The organism is Rhizobium sp. BK176, from assembly GCF_024808055.1.
On the sequence record NZ_JANUBV010000023.1, the window covers coordinates 19,641 to 39,930 of the forward strand.

General features: G+C 59.4%; 16 protein-coding genes and 1 pseudogene. 10 read left to right on the forward strand and 7 right to left on the reverse strand.

What is annotated here, in order from left to right:
• On the forward strand, window positions 1-1,173 hold the full coding sequence (locus FHT76_RS35045) for a dihydrodipicolinate synthase family protein (protein WP_183758090.1): 1,173 nt from the start codon (window positions 1-3) through the stop codon (window positions 1,171-1,173).
• A gap of 47 nt (window positions 1,174-1,220) precedes the next feature.
• Window positions 1,221-2,045, forward strand: coding sequence for a sugar phosphate isomerase/epimerase (locus tag FHT76_RS35050; protein ID WP_183758092.1), 825 nt, complete (start codon window positions 1,221-1,223; stop codon window positions 2,043-2,045).
• 1,885 nt (window positions 2,046-3,930) lie between these two features.
• Here the strand turns inward: FHT76_RS35050 and FHT76_RS35055 are convergent.
• Complete coding sequence (locus FHT76_RS35055) at window positions 3,931-4,362, reverse strand: Lrp/AsnC family transcriptional regulator (protein WP_183758094.1); 432 nt, start codon at window positions 4,360-4,362, stop codon at window positions 3,931-3,933.
• 129 nt (window positions 4,363-4,491) lie between these two features.
• Here FHT76_RS35055 and FHT76_RS35060 point away from each other — a divergent pair, with 129 nt between their 5' ends.
• Window positions 4,492-5,595: a saccharopine dehydrogenase family protein gene (locus FHT76_RS35060; protein ID WP_183758096.1), complete on the forward strand. Its 1,104-nt coding sequence runs from the start codon at window positions 4,492-4,494 to the stop codon at window positions 5,593-5,595.
• 144 nt (window positions 5,596-5,739) lie between these two features.
• Here FHT76_RS35060 and FHT76_RS35065 read toward each other — a convergent pair whose 3' ends face one another.
• From FHT76_RS35065 to FHT76_RS35075, 3 genes are read right to left on the reverse strand one after another with little or no spacing between them, the layout of a single operon-like run.
• Window positions 5,740-6,969, reverse strand: a complete 1,230-nt coding sequence (locus tag FHT76_RS35065) for a pyridoxal phosphate-dependent aminotransferase (protein ID WP_183758097.1) — start codon at window positions 6,967-6,969, stop codon at window positions 5,740-5,742.
• Between the two features lie 8 nt (window positions 6,970-6,977).
• Window positions 6,978-8,510 carry an aldehyde dehydrogenase family protein gene (locus tag FHT76_RS35070; protein WP_183758099.1) on the reverse strand — a complete coding sequence of 511 codons (1,533 nt, stop codon included), beginning with the start codon at window positions 8,508-8,510 and terminating at the stop codon, window positions 6,978-6,980.
• Window positions 8,511-8,559: 49 nt separating this feature from the next.
• Window positions 8,560-9,960, reverse strand: a complete 1,401-nt coding sequence (locus FHT76_RS35075) for a VOC family protein (protein WP_259186334.1) — start codon at window positions 9,958-9,960, stop codon at window positions 8,560-8,562.
• A 106-nt stretch (window positions 9,961-10,066) separates the two neighbouring features.
• On the opposite strand from FHT76_RS35075, the gene FHT76_RS35080 reads away from it, so the two are divergent.
• Both FHT76_RS35080 and recX read left to right on the forward strand, forming a co-directional pair.
• Window positions 10,067-10,975 (forward strand): LysR family transcriptional regulator, encoded by a 909-nt coding sequence (locus FHT76_RS35080; RefSeq protein WP_183758103.1) that lies wholly within the window; start codon window positions 10,067-10,069, stop codon window positions 10,973-10,975.
• Window positions 10,972-11,523, forward strand: a complete 552-nt coding sequence (recX, locus tag FHT76_RS35085) for a recombination regulator RecX (RefSeq protein ID WP_259186335.1) — start codon at window positions 10,972-10,974, stop codon at window positions 11,521-11,523. Before FHT76_RS35080 ends, recX begins: the two co-directional genes overlap by 4 nt.
• A 7-nt stretch (window positions 11,524-11,530) precedes the next feature.
• On the opposite strand, the gene FHT76_RS35090 is transcribed toward recX, so the two are convergent.
• Together FHT76_RS35090 and FHT76_RS35095 are read right to left on the reverse strand one after the other, a co-directional pair.
• Window positions 11,531-12,520, reverse strand: a complete 990-nt coding sequence (locus tag FHT76_RS35090; RefSeq protein ID WP_183758105.1) for a LacI family DNA-binding transcriptional regulator — start codon at window positions 12,518-12,520, stop codon at window positions 11,531-11,533.
• Window positions 12,521-12,536: 16 nt separating this feature from the next.
• The gene (locus FHT76_RS35095) at window positions 12,537-13,544 is read right to left on the reverse strand and encodes a Gfo/Idh/MocA family protein (protein ID WP_183758107.1); all 1,008 of its coding nucleotides are present in this window, start codon (window positions 13,542-13,544) and stop codon (window positions 12,537-12,539) included.
• 199 nt (window positions 13,545-13,743) lie between these two features.
• Between FHT76_RS35095 and FHT76_RS35100 the strand changes: the two genes are divergently transcribed.
• The 5 genes and pseudogenes from FHT76_RS35100 (at window position 13,744) to FHT76_RS35120 (ending at window position 18,765) form a co-directional block, all read left to right on the forward strand.
• Window positions 13,744-15,036, forward strand: coding sequence for an ABC transporter substrate-binding protein (locus FHT76_RS35100; RefSeq protein ID WP_183758109.1), 1,293 nt, complete (start codon window positions 13,744-13,746; stop codon window positions 15,034-15,036).
• Between the two features lie 83 nt (window positions 15,037-15,119).
• Window positions 15,120-15,996, forward strand: a pseudogene (locus tag FHT76_RS35105) (carbohydrate ABC transporter permease).
• 1 nt (window position 15,997) lies between these two features.
• Complete coding sequence (locus tag FHT76_RS35110; protein WP_183758113.1) at window positions 15,998-16,909, forward strand: carbohydrate ABC transporter permease; 912 nt, start codon at window positions 15,998-16,000, stop codon at window positions 16,907-16,909.
• 19 nt (window positions 16,910-16,928) lie between these two features.
• The gene (locus FHT76_RS35115; protein WP_183758115.1) at window positions 16,929-18,014 is read left to right on the forward strand and encodes an ABC transporter ATP-binding protein; all 1,086 of its coding nucleotides are present in this window, start codon (window positions 16,929-16,931) and stop codon (window positions 18,012-18,014) included.
• A 13-nt stretch (window positions 18,015-18,027) separates the two neighbouring features.
• The gene (locus FHT76_RS35120) at window positions 18,028-18,765 is read left to right on the forward strand and encodes a ThuA domain-containing protein (RefSeq protein WP_183758117.1); all 738 of its coding nucleotides are present in this window, start codon (window positions 18,028-18,030) and stop codon (window positions 18,763-18,765) included.
• Between the two features lie 202 nt (window positions 18,766-18,967).
• On the opposite strand, the gene repC is transcribed toward FHT76_RS35120, so the two are convergent.
• On the reverse strand, window positions 18,968-20,248 hold the full coding sequence (repC, locus tag FHT76_RS35125) for a plasmid replication protein RepC (RefSeq protein WP_183758119.1): 1,281 nt from the start codon (window positions 20,246-20,248) through the stop codon (window positions 18,968-18,970).
• Window positions 20,249-20,290 lie beyond the last annotated feature (42 nt).

Sequence of the window (20,290 nt, forward strand, 5' to 3'; positions counted from 1 at the left end):
ATGGCGACGACACTCCACCTTCCTGTTTCTGGCCGCACGCTCCAGCACTACACCATCGCCAACCAACCACTGGCCGCGCCCGAGCGCCCGGCCGGCGGACATGCATTCAATCGCGTCGCTTATGCAGCAGCACACGTGGTCGTCGATCCCCTGGCCGACAACGATCCCTGGCTCGACCGCAATATAGATTGGGAGCGCACGGTGGCGTTTCGCGAACACCTGTGGGACCTCGGCCTTGGCGTTGCAGAAGCCATGGACACAGCCCAACGCGGCATGGGGCTCGACTGGGCGGGAGCCAGGGAGCTGATTGCAGAGGTCCAGTCCGCCGCGCGCAATCGTTCCGATGCATTGATTGCCTACGGCGCAGGCACGGATCATCTCATTCCCGGGCCTGACGTCGGCATCGACGACGTGATTCGGGCCTATGAAGAACAGGTGAACTATATCGAGGGGCAGGGAGGTCGTATCATTCTGATGGCGAGCCGCGCCCTGGCCGCCGCAGCGAAAAGTCCCGAAGACTATGTCCGGGTCTATGACCGGATCCTGCGACAGGTCCGCGAACCGGTGATCATCCATTGGCTCGGTGACATGTTCGACCCCGCTCTTGCGGGTTATTGGGGATCCCGTGACGATATGGCGGCCATGGAGACAGCGCTCGCCATCATCAACGACCACGCGAGCCGGGTAGATGGCGTGAAGATTTCCCTTCTTTCGGCCGAGAAGGAAATCGTCATGCGTCGCCGGCTCGATCCTGCGGTAAAGATGTATACCGGCGATGACTTCAACTATGCAGAACTCATCGCAGGCGACGAGAAGGGATATTCTCACGCGCTGCTTGGAATTTTCGATGCCATTGCCCCTGCGGCCAGCGCCGCCTTGCATAGGCTCGCAGCAGACGACCTCACAGGATTCCACGCCATTCTCGCCCCGACCGTGCCGTTGTCTCGGCACATCTTCAAGGCGCCGACGCGGTTCTACAAGACCGGCGTTGTCTTCCTTGCCTACCTCAACGGCTTCCAGAGCCATTTCCAGATGCTCGGCGGTCAGCAGAGCACTCGCTCGATGGTTCATCTTGCCGAGTTGTTCCGGCTTGCCGACCAGGCCCGGGTGCTTCGGGACCCGGATCTGGCAACTGAACGAATGAAGACAATCCTCGCAACAGCTGGAATCTGAAAAACCAAGAGCACGTCACGCAATGACGTGGGAAGGGAGAAACGCGCATGCCAGTCGACGGCCTATCGATCAACCTCGCGACCGTCCGCGAACAGTACAACATGCGGCAGGCCGTCGATGCATGCCTCAGACAGGATATCGTCGCGATCGCTCCATGGCGCGACCAGGTTCACGCGATCGGTCTTGCGGAGGCGTCGCGCATTGTCGCCGAAAACGGATTGAAAGTGACGGGACTATGCCGCGGCGGCATGTTTCCTGCTGGCAATCCAGCGGCCCGCGCCACGGCAATCGACGACAACAGGAAGGCCATCGACGAGGCAGCGGCTCTTAACGCCGACTGCCTCGTCCTTGTTGTCGGTGGTCTGCCTGTCGGATCAAGAAACATCGCTGAGGCCCGCGAGATGGTGGCCGACGGTATCGCCCAGATCCTCCCGCACGCACGCTCCGCCGGCATACCGCTCGCCATCGAACCTCTCCATCCGATGTATGCAGCCGACCGAGCCTGTGTGAATACCCTCGAGCAGGCGCTCGACATCTGCGATCTTCTCGGTGACGGGATAGGTGTCGCAATCGACGTGTACCATGTGTGGTGGGACCCCAAACTCGAACAGCAGATCTCCCGGGCGGGAGCAGCTGGCCGGATCCTCGCCCACCACATCTGCGACTGGCTGGTGCCAACAACGGACCTTTTGCTCGATCGCGGGATGATGGGGGACGGCGTGATCGACCTTAGAGGAATCCGCCGTTCGATTGAGGCCGCCGGCTACCATGGAGCGCAGGAGGTCGAGATCTTTTCGGCCGGGAACTGGTGGAAGCAGCCTGGCGAACAGGTACTTTCGACATGTGTTGAGCGTTTCAGGAGTGTCTGCTGAGTCTGCGAGAGGCGCCGTTAAATACTTGGTTAACCATGATGTTTTTTCGTTACGGCAGCAAATACGGTCGTTACTTCCGCTATGCATGACGCAACTTTTCCCGGACTTGCGCTTTCGGGCCGTGCTTGCGGGCGACAAGCGTCGGTCAAGGGACAAAAATCGGTCTCTCAGAGTCGATTCTTTCGCTGCCGTGGTCATTCCGCTCTTTCAGAATCCCGGATTGGGGGGTGATTTGTCAACCGCAGTTACGACAAATCTTCCCCGTCCGGCGGCTTTATGAGTGCGTGGTTCTGGGCCAGGAAGACGCGTCTGCTCACCGCACGACAACCATCCTCCGATCGATATCCTGCAGTTCCCCGCGGGGAACTTTCTACTGAATAAACTGATCAATCCTTGCCGAGGACAGGAGACAGCCTTCGGTTAGTCCGCGCACCGAAGTGTCGCCAACCATCATTTCCAGAGGCACGCATGAGACCCTGAGCAGTCGAGGGCATGCGAGCCATGCCAAGGTTCCCCGCGGGGAACTCTCAAATATCGCGACGGCAAGTGCCCGATGAGCAAGTGCCCGATGAACCCTGATCGCGCTGCGGCTGCCAGCACAAACCCGACGCCTCGCCATTCCCACGGTACGCGCCCTATTGGCAGTCAGCGTTGGCCGGCCCGTGTTGTCCATCACACTCTGAAAAACGACCCCATTGCTGCATGCCAACCGGGGCCTCCACCGCAGGCTCAGAGCGACCCCGTCCTATCAGACAGGCCATTTTGGTCTGGCACCCTGACCATTAGTGTCATCACCAAATCGAAGCCAACGCGCATCCAGAACCAAACGGGAGCAGGAAGCGCTTGCTGCTGAACATTTAGCCACTTAAACCGCCCTGCAGAATTCCGACATCGGTTTCTGGCGCGCTTCGAACTCAAGCTTGGATCGTTCCCCGCGGGGAACTTTCCGACGGGTCCAGGTCGACGTGGCCGCCAAAAGGACTTCGGTTGACATACATAGGCGGCCGCCCCCGAACCTCCAGAAACGGGAGCGTGGTCTGCAATCGACGGTCCTTGGAGCCGTGCGCCAGCGGTGAGGATGTTCCAGCCTAGATCACCACCGCGCCGCTAATTGTGACAGAATGCAAAAAGCTGCGCGTTCCAGGCGCGTCCAGAAACCGACGATCTCACGCACATCGGCTCTCTCTCACAATGATCCGGCAACAGGCCTGTTGCTGCGACGGCAAAACAAATTCATGGCTCGAGAAAAGCGTTAACCTGCCGGCGCGGACGTATCACCAACGTGAGTTCATCCTCGGCAAACTTCTGATGCGACGGCCCTAATCTGCCAGATGATGATGACGTACCATCGAGCGCCGCTCGTCAAATTCATACCTCCTCTCCACCAATGCGCAGGGAAAGACGTGACGCCGGTGAAAGCCCGCCGCGAATAGTGCGGGCATCGTCTCCCGCTTGTCCACACACGCCGTCAACGCAACTGAAATGACGGCGCCTCGGCACACTGGCGTTCGAGCAGCCACATCAATTCGACGTTTCCGAGATACCATGCCAGCGGCCTGGATCCTGTGTCAGCACCCAAAACAATCCTTGGCAGCGGCGCGCATGCTACCCGCCCGGAAGCGACAATCGGCAGACAGTCGCGGGCATCGTCACACGATGAACGCACCGGAGGCAGTTACCTTAAGCGCTGCAACGGGCGACCTTAACGCTTGGACAATCCGGAGAAACAACCGAGCATCTTCCGTCACGCGTTGCAGCGCGAATACGTCGGGCCCGTCTTCGATCGACCGAAACCAATCATTGTCAGCCACCAGCGCCGATGTCAGGGGCGCAACGCCCCACCGGCCAGCCACCAAAATGGTGCGCGCAATGCGACCGGACTACTCTAACGGTTGACGCGCGTCGATAGGATAATCGACGAGAGGGTCTTTTCGACCCCCTCGATCTCGCCGATCTTGTCAATGACCGTATCGAGCTCGCTGATGGATTCCGCGGCAACGATTGCGATCATGTCGAAGCTGCCGCTAACGGAATAGACGACGCGGACGTGCGCGATCGCCTGTAGCTCAAGCGTCACGCGCCCAAGTGCCTTCGCTGCCAGCGTGATGAGCACATGCGCCTTTATCTGCCCGCTTTCGAAAGACTCCGACAGGCGCACACCGTAGCCCGCAATGACGCCGTCCCGCTCCAGCCGCTCAATCTTCGCCTGGACTGTCGTGCGTGACAGGCCAAGCTTGCGGGCCAACATGGCCGTCGGTATGCGGGCATTCTCGCTGAGGATCGACAAAAGCTGCCGATCTTTGTCGCTCATCGTCATATTGACCATCTCCGGCGGCAATCCGCCAAAATACGGCGGTCATTCTTATCAATATGGCGCTTTGAATCAACCAACCTGACGTGAATAAAAAGGCCATAAAGATTTTTGGATCCAGTTAGGGGAACACATATGAAAAACATCGTCGTCATCGGTGCCGGCAAGATCGGCTCAACGATTGCCCGCCTTCTCATCCATTCCGGCGACTATCACGTTACGCTTGCCGATCGCAGCAAGCAGCAACTGGAACACATGGAGGCGAATTCCGCCCTCAGCCTGGCGGAAATCGATATCGCTGACCATGCCGCCGTGGTCAAACTGCTCTCCGGCAAATTCGCCGTCCTGAGTGCTGCTCCGTTCCACCTGACGATCGCGATCGCCGAGGCTGCCGCCGAGGCCGGCGTGCACTACCTCGACCTAACCGAAGACGTCGAATCCACCCGCCGCGTCAAGGCGATTGCTGCGAACGCGTCCACCGCCTTCATCCCGCAATGCGGCCTCGCGCCAGGCTTCATCTCGATCGTCGCCAACGATCTTGCCAGCCGCTTCGACAAACTCGATAGCGTGCGCATGCGCGTTGGGGCTTTGCCGCAATATCCGTCGAATGCGCTCAACTACAATCTGACCTGGAGCACCGACGGCGTTATCAACGAATACATCGAGCCGTGTGAAGCGATCGTCGACGGACAATTGATCGAAGTGCCGGCGCTGGAAGAGCGCGAAGAATTCTCGCTCGACGGCGTGACCTACGAGGCCTTCAACACCTCGGGTGGACTCGGCACGCTCTGCGAGACGCTGAAGGGCAAGGTTCGCACGCTGAATTATCGCACCATCCGCTATCCCGGCCACGCCGCCATCATGAAGGCGCTGCTCAGCGATCTCGGCCTGCGCCATCGCCGCGAAGTCCTCAAGGATATCCTCGAGCACGCACTGCCGTCCACCATGCAGGACGTCGTCATCGTCTTCGTCACCGTGTCCGGTTGGAAGACCGGTCGCCTTGTACAGGAAACCTATGCCAACAAGGTCTACAGCGCCGTTGTTGCCGGCCGCATGATGAGCGCCATCCAGATCACGACCGCCTGCAGCATTTGCGCCGTTCTCGACATGTTGGCGAAGGGCGATCTGCCGGCGAAGGGCTTCATCCGCCAGGAAGATGTCGGACTTGATGCGTTCCTCGACAGCCGCTTCGGCCACTACTATGCGCAGAAGGCTTACGGCGAAAAGATTGCTGGTTGATCAGCCGGCCAAAACTTAAGCAAGAGAAAACGCCCGGAGACGATCCGGGCGTTTTTGCATTTTAACTCTGGCGAAGGCCGAACTTCCGTCAACGATAGGCAGACAGTGCGCGAAGCCGGCAAAACCCGCCTCGCACGCCGTGGCTCAACCGAGCCGTTGGCAAGCAACCGCGATACGCTCCAGCGCCTCTTTGAGATCTGCCTGCGCCGAGGCGTAGGAGATCCTGAAGAAGGGAGACAGGCCGAAGGCCGAGCCCGGCACAACGGCGACATTCGCCTCTTCGAGCAGGTAGGCGCAGAACTCGCTGTCCGTCGTGATCCTGCGGCCGCTTGCCGTTGTCAGGCCGAGAATTCCACCGCAGCCGGAAAAGGTATAAAAAGCACCTTCGGGCGTGCGGCAATCAAGACCATCGATGGCGTTGAGCCCCGAAACGACCAGATCGCGACGCCGCCTGAAGCTTTCGGTTCGCTCCGCAAGAAGATCCTGCGGTCCGCTGAGTGCCGCAACGGCCGCCGCCTGACTGATCGAGGAGGGGCAGGACGTTGCCTGGCTCTGTACGACCGCCATCGCCTTGATGAGCGCCTTCGGGCCGCCGGCATAGCCGATGCGCCAGCCCGTCATGGCATAGGCTTTGGAGACGCCGTTGATCGTAAGCGTGCGTTCACGCAGACGCGGCTCCAACTGCAACGGCGTGACGAAACGAAAATCGTCATAGACGATGTGTTCGTACATGTCGTCGACCATCAGCCAGACATGCGGATGTCTGAGGAGCACATCCAGCAACGGGCGGTAGTCAGCGGCGCTATAGGCTGCGCCGGATGGGTTGGATGGCGAGTTCAATAATAGCCAGCGTGTCCGCGGCGTGATCGCCGCCTCGAGCTTCTCGGCCGTAAGCCGAAAGCCGCTTTGCGCATCGCAGGGGACGAGAACCGGCTTTCCTTGGCAGATCTGGACAATGTCGGAATAGGACGTCCAGTAGGGCGTGGGGATGATAACCTCATCACCCGCATCAATAGTCGCCATCATCGCGTTGAAGAGGATCTGCTTTGCACCGGTGGCGACCGTTATCTCGCTCACGTCGAAAGAAACATCGTTCTCGCGCTGAAACTTGGTGCGGATCGCCTCCTTCAGCGCCGGCGTGCCGTCGAGCGCGGTGTATTTGGTGTCCCCACGCTGCATGGCGTCCCAGGCTGCCTGCTTGACATGGTCGGGCGTTTCGAAATCAGGTTCGCCGGCGCCAAGGACGATGACCGGCTTGCCTTCCCGCTTCATGGCCGCGGCGCGTGCACCGATCTGTAGGATCTCGGAGACACCGATAGAAGATATCCTCGAGGCGGGCCTAAAACCCGCCTCCATTTTCACATCGATCGTCATATCAGCTCCTATTCGATTTCGAAGGAGACGCCCTGCGCAAGTGGCAGAGCCCTGGAGTAGTTCACCGTGTTGGTAGCGCGGCGCATGTAAGCCTTCCACGCGTCGGAGCCAGACTCGCGACCGCCGCCGGTTTCCTTCTCACCACCAAACGCTCCGCCGATTTCGGCACCCGAAGTCCCGATGTTGACGTTGGCGATGCCGCAATCGGATCCGTCGGCCGAGAGGAAACGCTCGGCTTCGCGAAGGTCCAGCGTGAAGATCGAGGAGGAGAGACCAGCGCCGACAGCGTTGTGGTCTTCGATCACCTTGTCGAAGTCGTTGTATTTCATCACGTAAAGGATTGGCGCGAACGTTTCTTCCAGCACTGGGCCGACCTGCGCGGGCATTTCCACCAGCGCCGGCTTGACGTAGTAAGCTTTGTCGTGGGGCATTGCGACGCGCTCACCGCCGTTGACGGCGCCGCCATGGGCCTTCGCCTCGCCAAGCGCCTTCTGCATGCCGTCGAAGGCAAGCTTGTCGATCAGCGGACCGACAAGCGCCGTCGTTTCGAGCGGGTTGCCGACCGAGACATTGGCATAGGCTTTCTTCAGGCGCGGCACGAGCTGGTCGTAGACGCTTTCGTGCACGAAGAGACGGCGAAGCGTCGTGCAACGCTGGCCTGCCGTGCCCATGGCACCAAAGGCGATGGCGCGCAGCGCCATGTCGAGATCGGCAGACGGGCAGACGATACCCGCGTTGTTACCGCCGAGCTCGAGGATCGAACGGGCAAAACGGCGCGCCAGCCGCGGACCGACTTCCCGGCCCATGCGGGTCGAGCCCGTCGCGGATACCACCGGTACCTTCGGGTTATCGACCAGAATCTCGCCGATGGCACGATCGCCGATCAGCACTTCGCTCAGACCCTCCGGCGCGTCGCCGAAACGGGCAATGGCACGCTGCAGGATCGTCTGCGAAGCGAGCGCGGTCAGCGGCGTCTTCTCCGAAGGCTTCCAGACGACGGCATTGCCGCAAACCAACGCCAGCGCGGCGTTCCAGGCCCAGACGGCAACCGGGAAGTTGAAGGCGGAGATGACACCGACGACACCGAGCGGATGCCAGGTTTCCATCATCCGATGGCCGGGGCGTTCGGTTGCGATCGTCAGGCCGTAGAGCTGGCGGGACAGACCGACGGCAAAATCGCAGATGTCGATCATTTCCTGCACTTCACCAAGACCTTCGGACGGAATTTTGCCGGCCTCGATCGACACCAGTCGGCCAAGCTCCGTCTTCACCGCGCGCAGTTCCTCGCCGAGCAGGCGAACGAGTTCGCCGCGCTTGGGCGCGGGAACCAGGCGCCAGGCCTGAAAGGCGCGGGCGGCTTTTTCGATCTTCGCGGTCGCGGCATCACGGCTGTCCGTCTTCAGGGCAGCGAGCTGTTCACCCGTGACCGGGCTGTAAGAGGCCATGTCTCCACCGGTGTAGAGCGCCTTGTCGACGCCGATCTTGTCGAGAAGTGCGACGGTTTCCTGGGTTACATTCACTGTTCTTGCTGCGATGGTCATGTGAAAAACTCTCTGATGTTCTGGAGGATTGTCGGTTTCAGCTGTCGCTTTATTCAGCCGCTTGCGCCGCGGTCAGAAGGGCGCGGCACTCAGCGATCGATTGCGCCTCGATACCGGCGTAGTGGTCGAATTCGTTAAGAACCGAGGCACCGAGATCGCGCTCGAAGCGCTGCTGGTTGGGGTTTGCGGTAAAATCCTGCGCCGCCTCGTCGCCGAGGTTGGATTGGAAGATGCCAGCCGCGCTGACGGGCAGGAAGTCCTCGTAGACGATCGGGTCGAAGCAGACGAGACCATCCGCCACGAGCTGATCAATGGTCACATCAGCCGAGGCAATCGTGCTTTGGCCCTTTGGGGTGAGCGAGTAGCGGAAGTAACCAAGGCCCTGGTCGCGAATTTCGGCCCAACTGTCAGGGAAAGGCACGAACGCATCGGCGAGCGCCTTTTCATAAGCTCTCGCGTTCGAGCCATCGGCTGCCGGGCGCACCACCTTGCGCGACTCCGTCAAAAGCTTGTCGTAAAGGCCGCGGCCCTTCGGCGTCAGGGCGATACCGCGGCTTTCGATCTCGCCGAAACGAGCCGTATGTGTTCCTTGCTGCCAGGTCCCATCCGCACCCTGGAAAGAGACGGCTTCCTCGAGCGCCTTGAACGACGTCTGCCGCAACAGAATGGCACAGCGCCGGCTTGGCGGACCCTCGACAACGGCCTTTGGCGCAATGCCATATTCCGGCATCAGGCGCTGTACTTCGTCGATATCGAGCGTGCGCGGAGTCAGGTGATTGATGTGCGGGCCCTTGAAGGAGACAACATCGGCGATCAGCCGGTGCGCATCATGCAGGCGCTTGTACATGGCGAGGTCGACATCGGCCTGATTGTGCCAACGGAAAGTCTCCAGAACCTCGGCAACGAAGCGATTGGCATCGTCCGCGTCGAGACCGCCTTGCTGTTCGGCCTTTTCCGTCAGTTCGGCAGCACCGGCGGTGAAGATCTGACGCTTCTGCAGGATCGTCTCGGCTTCGGCGCGAAGTGCCTCGTCAGCAATCAGATCGAGACGCAGGAGAGAGGTGAAGACGCGGAACGGATTGCGCTTCAAGGCCGCATCGCCCACCGGCCGGAACGCGGTGGAATGGACCGGCACCCCGGCCTCGCTAAGGTCGTAGTAGCCGACCGGAAACATGCCCATAACGGCGAAGACGCGCCGCATCATCGCAAGTTCTGCAGCCGTCCCAAGACGGATCGCGCCGTGTCGCTCTTCCGATACACGCTCCAGGGAATCGGTTTCTTCAAGCCTCTGCTTAAGCGCCGGATCGGCGTTGAGCGTTGCCGTGTTTACCCTGGCCACGATATTCATCAGCGTGCCGTAGGCCGGCACCTCGGTCCGATACATGGCAGACATAGCCGCGGAAAATGCAGAGCGGATGCTGCAGGAAGAAACGAAACTTCTGGTCGACATATTTATCTCACAGTGCCAGTTGGAAGAGTTCATTCTGGATTGCGATCATATCGCGCGTGGAGTAGATGAATAACGATAAATGAAGCTAAGATGATGCGGTTTCGGAATGACCTTGCCTCGAAAGCTTATGCCTGACTTGACTACACTGCAGTCCTTCGAGTCAGCCGCCCGCCACGGCAACTTCACCAGGGCAGCCCTCGAACTGAACCTGACGCAAAGCGCCGTCAGCCGGCAAATCAAGGACCTTGAAACGCAGCTCGGTGTCCTCCTGTTCGAACGCGTGCGGCAGCGAGCGATCCTGTCGGAAGCCGGCAAGCGGCTTTTGCCGGAGGCACGACGTCTCCTGCACCAGACGGAAGAGATGATGATCCGGGCGGCTTCCGGCGCCACGGCAACCCTTTCGATCGCCACCTTGCCGACATTCGGCAGCCGCTGGCTGACGCCTCGGCTGCCAAATTTTCTGGCGATCCATCCAGGTTCCCTCGTCGACATAGCCTCTCGCTCAGAGCCGTTCGACTTTGAGGAGGAAGGCTTTGATCTTGCCATTCACTACGGCCAGCCGATTTGGGCACGCGCAACCTGCACCTTTCTCTGCGACGAAAAGATCGTTCCGGTTGCCAGCCCGAGCCTGCTGAAATCTGATCCAGTCGCGAGCGCAGCGGAACTTGTAGACAAGCCTCTCCTGCATCTGGCGACGCGCCCGAGACTTTGGCGCCAGTGGTTCGAACACTGCGACATCGACGCCGATCCGTCTTATCGAGGCAACCGGTTCGACCAGTTTTCGATGATCATCGAAGCAGCCTCAATGGCACTGGGGTTTGCGCTTCTGCCACTATATCTGATCGAACAGGAGCTGAGCTCCGGAAAACTCAAAATCGTTGTCGACCGACCGATGTCGACCGAGAACAACTACTATGTGGTGACGCCGGATGGTAAGCGAGAACATACGCTCGGCCTGGCGTTCACGGCTTGGCTCCTCTCACAGATAAGCAACAAGGACGCCATTCAATCGTGAGCAACGAGCCGACACCATCCGATATCCCGACTGCACGCATGCTGAGCTGGGCCAGAAACTCGACGATCTATCGGCTCGAGCGGCAGATGATGACGGAAAGACAACTGTTCGATGCCATCATCCGTAAGGCGAAGCAAAAATTCACAGACATCAGCGAGGTGCAACTCAAGGCGATTGCGGACTTTGCCGTCGCGTTCGCCTACAAGCATGCGGGGCTGAACGATACTGTCTATGCTGAAATCAGGACGCGCTCCGGGGTTCGAAGTGGCAGATCGAAGCGACACATCGCTCAGAAACTGTCACAAAAGGGTGTCCATCGAGAAACCATCACCGCCGCGCTCGATGAAGCAGACGACTTGCTGGCCGCCGTGGTCTTCGCGCGCAAACGCGCCTTCGGGCCATTTCGGCGAGGCGACGGCGATCGCGACCGCGTGACCAAGGAGATGGCCGCGTTCGCACGCAACGGTTTCAGCTTCGACATAGGCAGGGCTGTTCTTGGTATGAGCCGCCAAGAGGCGGAAGACGTTGTGGTCGCGCGATCTCGATAGCTCTTTCCTACGCAGTCGAGCCCCAGCGGGCCGTGCAGGTCAGAGTAATGCTGTGGGGGCCTTCTAGTTCGGCATCATGGCGCTCGATGAGCTCGATCACCGCGTCGATAAATGCCGCGTGGTCGAGGCTCAGCGTCGTCAGGTCATTGCAATCCCATGCCGCCATCGCGATTCCGTCCTGTCCAACGATGGCAATATCATCTGGCGTGCTCTTCCCGAGTACGCGCCGTGCCGCATCGCGCGCACCAATTGCCATGACGTCGTTGCCGCAGATGATGGCATCCACCTTGGCGCGGTGAAGAAGCAAAACAGCCTCCTTGAAACCGGAATCGTAGCTGTAGTCGCCAAAGGCTTCGGCCTGTAGCGTCAGGCCGCGCTTGGCCAAGGCCTCGACAAACCACCTGCGCCTCAGCTTGTCGATCCAGCTTGACTTCGTTCCCGCGAGGTAGGCGAACCGCTTCTTCCCATCACCGACAATCTTGCCGATAATCTCGTCAGCAGCGGCCGATCCGTCTATCCGGACGCTTGAGACCATCTCATTGTCGAGCGGTTCAAAGGAGACGATAATCGGCTTCGTCGTATGGAAGATGTCGATCGCGTCCTGCATCGAGACCATGTCGGAGAAGACGACGACATGATCTACCTGATAGGTCGAGGCTAAGCGCATGAGCTGCAGCCGATCATCGTGGTCGGCACAACACAGAATGATAGGCAGAAGTTGCCTGGCCTGGAGGCGATGAACGAGTAGTTGCTGCTCTTCTGCTTCGCACGGATTGCCGATTGCGTTGACAACCAGCGCCACCAGCCTCGATCGCTGGTTGTTGAGCGAGCGCGCAATGGCATTCGGCTGGTATCCATACTCGCGAGCAACGGCCAGGATGCGGTCGCGCGTTGCACTTCCGATTCTGGAATCCGGCGAGAAGGCACGCGAGATCGTCGCAGACGACACCCCAGCAAGCTTTGCCAGTTCCTTCGAGGTGACCCGTCGCTTGCTCATTTCTACATTTCCCCGTCTATGGCGCGGAGATCCGGACGGGGAGCCCGTCTGCCGCAGCCGATTCCTTGATTGCATCCCAGAGCCTAGCGAATCGCAGGCCCATTTCAACGGAGCCGGTGTTTTCCATTGTCCCTTCGCGAATGGCGAGGAAGTTTTTCATCGGATTGCCGAGAATTTCCGCCTCTTCTCGCGGCTCGGCGTTTCGCCCGACGCTGATCTCGCGCCATCCGCCCCAGGCATCGATGCGAACGATTGCTTTCGAATAGAAGAGGGTGATGTAGGAAGCGCAGCCGGGAGGACCCTCGCCGGCAGCCGTCAGCGTCGCCAGCGCGCCGTTCTTGAGGCGGGCCGAAACCGCGGTGGCAATGTCGACCTCCTTGCCGTGATTGTTCATATAGGCCGACACGCTCTCGAAGTCCGAGTTGGCCAGCAGGCAGACAGTGTTCATCATGTGGGCGCCGGTGTCGAACATGAAACCGCCGCCGGAAATCTCCGGCTGTTGCTTCCAGTGACCGTCATAGTTGCCGGACCAGCTTTCCCAGATCATCCCCGATATTGCAATCAGGTGGCCGAACTCCCCGGCAAGCGCCCGTTTGCGCGTATCGATCACGAGGGGCGAAAGACCGCCCTGGAAAGCGGTTACGATGGTCACACCGCTCTTCTTCTGCGCCCCAATCAGCCGTTCGGCTTCCGCCACCGTCGTCACCATCGGCTTTTCAAGGAAGAGGTCGAGGCCGGCTTCCGCGACAGCCGTTGCCTGCTCACCGTGAAACGCATGCGGCGTCGAGACATAGACGACATCCAGCTCCGTTCGGCAGGAAGCCAACATCTCTCGGTAGTCGTCGAAGCTCTTCGGCGCGCCTGCTCCAGCGGCAACGCATACGTCAATCAGGCGCTTTCTGGAGGAAGGCATCGTATCGGCAAGCGCGACAAATTCGATCTCGGGCATGCGTGCCCAGCTTGCCGCATACTCGGCCGCCTTCAGGCCTGCGCCAATGACGCCAAGCCGCAATTTTTGTGACATCCAAAATCCTCCCGAATGCAGTGTGTATACGGTTACACAAATGAACGAATGAAGACAAGATTTATTAAAACTCGTCTTTTCAATGTGTTAGCGTTAGATGAAAAAACGCATTAAAATCCATCTTGCCAGTAATAAGAATGCGTGTACATTTTTGACTGTGGTGCTGGAGGGCGCCGCGAACCAAAAGGGAGGACTTCCGTTGAAGAAGACGGTCATTGGTGGCCTGTGCGCCATTCTGCTCGGCGCTGTTTCCACGCTGGCGCATGCCGAGACAATCCGAATTGCCAATCACGGTCAGGCCGGCATCGACGCCATGAAGTCGACGGTCGAGAAGATCGAAAAGAAATACGGTGTAACCGTCGAGGTCGTCGAATACCCTGCGCCTGACAAGGATTATCTGACGAAGCTGTTGACCGAGCTCGGCGCCGGCAACGCCCCGGACCTCTTTTCCATCCCGACGACGGCCGCTGTCGCTGACATGGTCGAGGCCGGTTACCTCGCGCCGGTGACCAAGGAAATCAAGGCATGGGACGGCTACGCCAATTTCTATGATGTCGCCAAGCAGCTGGCCGTCAGCCCGGATGGCGAAACCTATGTGATGCCGTTCATGCTTGGCATTCAGGAAATCTACTATCGCAAGGACGTTCTCGATAAGGCCGGCATCTCCACCGAGCAGCCGAAGACCTGGAAGGAACTGCTCGATCGCGCCGCTGAAATCAAGAAGAAGACCGGCGCATATGGTCTGCTCTTCCCGGCCGGCGTTTCCTGGGGAAGCGGCGCCTTCGACGAAGGCTTTCAGCATCTGGTCGTCGGTTCCAAGACGCCGCAGCTCGTTGATGCCAACGGTAAGCTCGATTTGAATGGTGAGGGCATCAAGGATGTTTTTGATGTCTACAAGCAGCTGATCGACAACGACCTGATGCCAACGCAGCCGTTGCTCGGACCTGAACCCTGGGTTGTGCCAAAGTATCAGATGTTCCCGGCCGGCAAACTGGCCGCAACCACTTGCGGTTCCTGGTGCTATATTTTCGACTGGGGTCGTGAAAGCAAGAACCCCATTCCTGAGGTGACCAAGGTTGTCGGCACCTGGACCGTTCCCGGCCAAACCGGCGGTCAGTATGTTCTCGCCAACCTGGCAGCCCCATGGGCCGTCAACTCCAAGTCCGCCAACGTGGAACTCGCCAAGAAGGCTCTGATGGAGATTGGTTCGGTGGAGACACAGGTTTCTTACGCGGCCCGTATCGGCAACATCCCGTCCAGCAAGGATGCGGCGAAGAACGCCGACTTCCAGAAGCTGACGGAACTCGTTCCGATCCATGCCGCGGCGGAGAACGGCACCTTCCTTAAGCAGGCTTCCGGCTTCGGCACCGTTTCCGAAGGTGTTGCCCGCGCAACGGAAGCGCTCCTGCGTAAGGAAACCGATGCTGCCGGCGCACAGAAAATCCTGGTCGACTACGTCAAGGAAACGCTCGGCGACGAGGTCATAAAGTAAGCGTCTACTTACTCATTGCGAGGGAAACGCGGGCCCGCCCGCGTTTCCAGATTTCCCTTCCGAAATGAGTTATAGAGCTTTCAATGGCCAGAAACGTCCACGAAAGGCGCGCCGAACGGCAGCTTCTTCTGATCCTGCTGCCCTCGCTTGCACTGCTTCTGGCCTTCGTGATCTATCCCGCGCTTTACTCCATCTACCTAAGCTTCACCAATGAAGCGCTGACTGGGGCGGCCGCGCTTCGTCGGTATTCGCAACTATGCGCGGCTTCTGAACGACGCGAAGTTCTGGAACTCCTTGCTCGTCACCTTCCTGTTCGTCGTCGGCTCCGCAGTCATCGGACAATTCGTGCTTGGCCTCGTCTCGGCGATGGCGCTGCGTCGTCGTATCCATTTCCGCCGCCTCTTCTCCTCGATCATCCTTCTTCCGAACGCAGCACCAGAGGTGGTTGCAGGCTTTATGTGGATTTCGATGCTGGCCGGAGGCGAGCAGGCAACGCTCAGCCGCATCGTCAGCTTCTTCGGCGTGACGCCGGCCGACTGGTTGCAGATCTTTCCGCTGTCGATGATCATCATCGTCAACACGTGGCGCGGCATCGCGACGGCGATGATCCTGTTGACTGCTGGTCTGAGCACCATCCCAAACGAGATATATGAGGCCGCCCGTATGGATGGCGCAACGCCTTCACAGATGTTCCGCCGCATCACCTTGCCGCTGATGATGCCGACGATCCTTCTCTATATGCTGATCTCCGCCGTCTCGACCATCGCCGTCTTCGGCCTCGTCTACGCACTGACCCGCGGTGGCCCCGGCGGGGCGACGGAGCTGGTCAGCATCTACATTTACAATCAATCCTTCACAGCGTTCCAACTCGGTTATGGCGCAGCTGTCGCCGTCGTAGCACTACTGATCTCGCTGGTTCTCGGCGTCGGCTATGTCAGGGCCATGAAGGTGGAAGTCTAACATGGCAGTGATCTCGCCGAGCGAAAATGCCAACAAGACCCGATCGGACCTGCTTGCCTACGCAACGCTGTCTCTGATCTCGATCTTTTGCGCCGTTCCCTTCTTCTGGGTGCTTCTCGCCTCCTTCGACGGCAACGCGCAGCTGTTCCTTCGCTGGCCCGAGCAATGGAGCTTTGCGAACTACTTGCGCGTGTTTACCAAGGAGGACGGCGCGAAGTGGCTGTTCAACTCGCTCTTCGTTGTCGGTGGAGCGACCGTGCTGGTGATGGTGCTGGCCGGCCTTGGCGGCTACGCGCTGTCGCGAACCCGAGCGTGGTGGAAGCTGCCGTTTCTCTATGCCATCCTATTGATCCGTGTCCTTCCGCCGACGGCGCTCGTTGTGCCGCTCTACAAGTTCCTTTTGACATTGAACAATGCTGAAGGTGCCATTCTGAGGCCGATCTTCGGCGAATACACTCGACCGATCATGCGCTGGACCGGTTTCATCGATGGTTATCTCGGCTTGATCCTCGTGCTTGCAACAATGCAGCTGCCATTGGCCCTTTGGATCATGAAGACGTTCTTCGACGGTCTGCCACGCGACTACGAAGAGGCGGCACTGATGGACGGCGCCACCCTGATACAGCGCATTCGCCGTGTGCTGATCCCGCTGGCGCTGCCGGGGTTGGCTGCCGCCGGACTGTTCGCCTTCATGTCTGCCTGGGGCGACTTCCTGCTGCCGCTGATTTTCCTCTCTTCGCCGGAATTGCAGACCCTGCCACTCGGCCTGTTCCGCGCATTTCTGCGCATCAACGAGATAGACTACGGGCTGCTTGCGGCACTCGCGTTTATCTACCTCCTGCCGGCAGTCGTAGCCTTCGGCTTTGCGCGTCGCTTCCTCGTGCAAACATTTGCCGGCGGCGTCAAAGGCTGACACCAGAAAGTACATTACGATGATCAATCTCAGGAACGTTCGCAAATTCTACGGCGCTTTGGAGGTCATCAAGGGCGTCGACATCACGGTGGAAGACGGCGAATTCGCGGTTTTCGTCGGCCCGTCCGGCTGCGGAAAATCGACTTTGCTGCGCATGATCGCCGGTCTTGAGGGCATTGACGACGGCGATCTCATGCTTGACGGCAAGCGGATCAACGACGTGCCGCCCGACAAGCGTGGCATCGCCATGGTCTTCCAATCCTACGCCCTTTATCCGCACATGACCGTGGCCGAGAACATCGGCTTCTCACTGAGCCTGAAGAAGGTTCCGGAGGCCGAAATCCGCCGGCAGGTCGAGGGGGTCGCCGAGATCCTGCAACTGACCGACTATCTCGATCGTCGGCCGGCCGCCCTGTCCGGCGGCCAGCGCCAGCGCGTTGCGATCGGTCGGGCCATCATCAAGAAGCCGTCACTGATCTTGTTCGATGAGCCCTTGTCCAATCTCGATTCCGCCCTGCGCGTGCAGATGCGTGCCGAATTGCAGCGCCTGCATCGCGAGCTGAAGGCAACCGTCGTTTACGTGACGCATGACCAGGTCGAGGCGATGACCATGGCCGATCGTATCGTCGTCCTCAACAAAGGTGTCGTTGCCCAGCAGGGTGCTCCAATGACGCTCTACCATCAGCCTGACAATGAATTCGTTGCGACTTTCATCGGCTCCCCGAAGATGAACACTATCCCGATCGCGATCACCAGATCGACCGCCGGTCAGGCCCATGTCCGGAGCCCGTTTGGTCTCTCGCTCGACCTGACGGACGCGAGTGGGATAGTGCCACAGGGTGAGGCTACTCTTGGCATCCGGCCTGAGCACCTGAAGATCGCAGCGGTAGGGCAGGGGGACTTTTCGGCCGAGGTCATGATCGTCGAGCGGCTGGGCGTCGAGACATACATGACTGTCGGTTCGCAGGAACAGCCGATTGTTGTCCGCTCCGAAGGTGACATCACAGTGCGACCGGGCGATCGCGTGTCCCTGGCGGTCGACACCTCCGCCTGCCACCTGTTCGATTCCGCCGGCCGCGTCATTCGCCCGGCAAAAGCTTCATAACATCGAGGATACCATGACAATCAAGGTCACCATCTGGAACGAAGGCCGCCACGAGCAACTCCACAAGGAGGTTCAGGAAATCTATCCCGACCGTATCGACGGCGCGATTGCGACCGGGATCGCCAATGCCGACTTCGAGATACGCAGGGGAACGCTCGATGACCCGCATGAGGGATTGCCGGACATTCTTCTCAACGACACCGATGTCCTTCTGTGGTGGGGGCACATGGCGCATGAAGAGGTAAGCGACGCGCTGATCGACCGGATCCAGCAACGTGTCCTCAAGGGAATGGGTCTGCTCGTTCTTCATTCCGGCCATCACTCGAAGCTGTTTCGCCGTTTGATGGGAACCAACGCAAACCTCTCCTGGCGCGAAACGCCACAAGGGGATCTCGAGCGGGTATGGGTCGTTGATCCATCCCATCCGATCGCCGAGGGGCTGCCCCCTTATTTCGAAGTCAATGCTTCCGAAATGTACGGCGAACCCTTCGACATTCCTCCACCCGACGAACTGGTTTTTATCTCGTGGTACTCTGGGGGTGAGGTGTTCCGCAGCGGATGCACATTCCGACGTGGCCGCGGTCGCATCTTCTTCTTCAGTCCTGGGCACGAGACTTATCCGATCTACCACGACAAGACCGTGCACAAGGTGATTTCGAACGGGATTCGCTGGGCGACGCAGTCCCATACCGATGGCCGGATCCTCGAGAACTGGCACAGGGCCGTACCGCTTCACAAGCGCCCAGCCTAAAAGCTCTATGCACGTTAAAGACCGGCCCTGCTTGGGTCGGTCCAAGATCCTCGGCACACGCAGGCGGCCCCATCTCCCTGGCCGCTTCGACAGCAATTCAACGTTGCGACCTATTCGCATCGTGTCCGTTCCGTTGGCGAGGCATCGATCTTCGTCCCAGCACATCCAGCTGTTCAGCCTTATTCGAGACACGAGGTCGACCTCACCCGGCCCGGCGCGATCCGGCCCCTCGTGCACGAACCAGTGCCATCAACATTGGACCGATCGAGAACTCGCCGCGCTCTGCCCTTCGCGTCAGATCACGCAGATATGCGCCAGCTGAATTGATGTGTCCGCCTCGTTCGAGAATGCACGCCATAACGGTCGCTGCGTTCTCCGGTCCCATCGTGTTGCACGCGTCCTCGTACGCTGACGCACTGACACCGAGGGTGCCCCGAACCACAACCGCTGCCGCCATCATGTCTCGCCAATTGGTAATCGAGCCCCCGGGGCCATAGCCTGCCATATCCGGGCAGGCCTGCAGAACCATTCCGAGCGGGAACGACTTTAACGAATTGTCGTTGCCGGCGCGCTCCTGCGGATTGACCCCACTGCGCCCATCTGATCTCTGTCTCGTCCTTTCAGCGGGGGGCTCAATCGGGGACGCCGGATTTGCCTCCTGCTTTCTTTCAAAAGCGGGTTCAAGATCAAAAATAGAGTCGGGGTTTGAATTCTGTATGTGCCGTTCATTTCGGGCGGGATTGCCGCTCGGTTTTTTTGCTTTCAACAATGTTTCCAGCCTGTTGGCAATATCGTCACGCAAGATCTGCATTGCCTCCAGCGCTGCGGCTATTTCATCGGCTGCCGGCGTTCTCGGCACGGCGTCGACAATTTCACGGAAATAGGTGAAGGCCGTTTCCCAGTCGCCCGGAAGCTCCTCGTCGATCGCGGTCTCGATCAGTTTGGAAACATCCCGGCGGCAGAGGGTGAACTGTTCGCGCAGTCTTTGCAAATGCAGCCGTTCCGCCGCGACCTCAGCTGCCAGCGCCTCGATTTCCTCAGCCCGGACGATCAAGGGAGCGAGGGAGAAACCGAACGCATCTCCGACCGAGCCCTCCTTGTTTCTGCGCGCGTACCGCTTCCCGTTCGGACTATCCTTGCGGATGATCAGGCCGGCCTCGACAAGCACGGCGAGATGGCGACGGATGGTCTGCTCCGCCATGCCGTGCGAACGCAGCGAAAGCTGGCTGTTTGACGGAAAGACGACAAGACCGCTTTCCTCGGAAAGGAGATTTGCCGGGTAGAAGCTGAGCAGGGCGTTGAGGACCGCCAGCGCCCGGTCGGTTACGCCGAGCAGTGGCTTTGCCTCGCAAAGCGCCCTGTAAATCTTCCATTTGTCGACCGATTGATCGGGCTTGAGCTCGCTCGCCGCCTTCTGGCTGGAGAGCATGCCAAGCGTCATCGGCCGCCGCCCGAAAGGCGTCGTCACATGTCCTGTTTCCATCACCTTCACCTTGACGAAGGCAAAAGAAATCCACTCACCAAA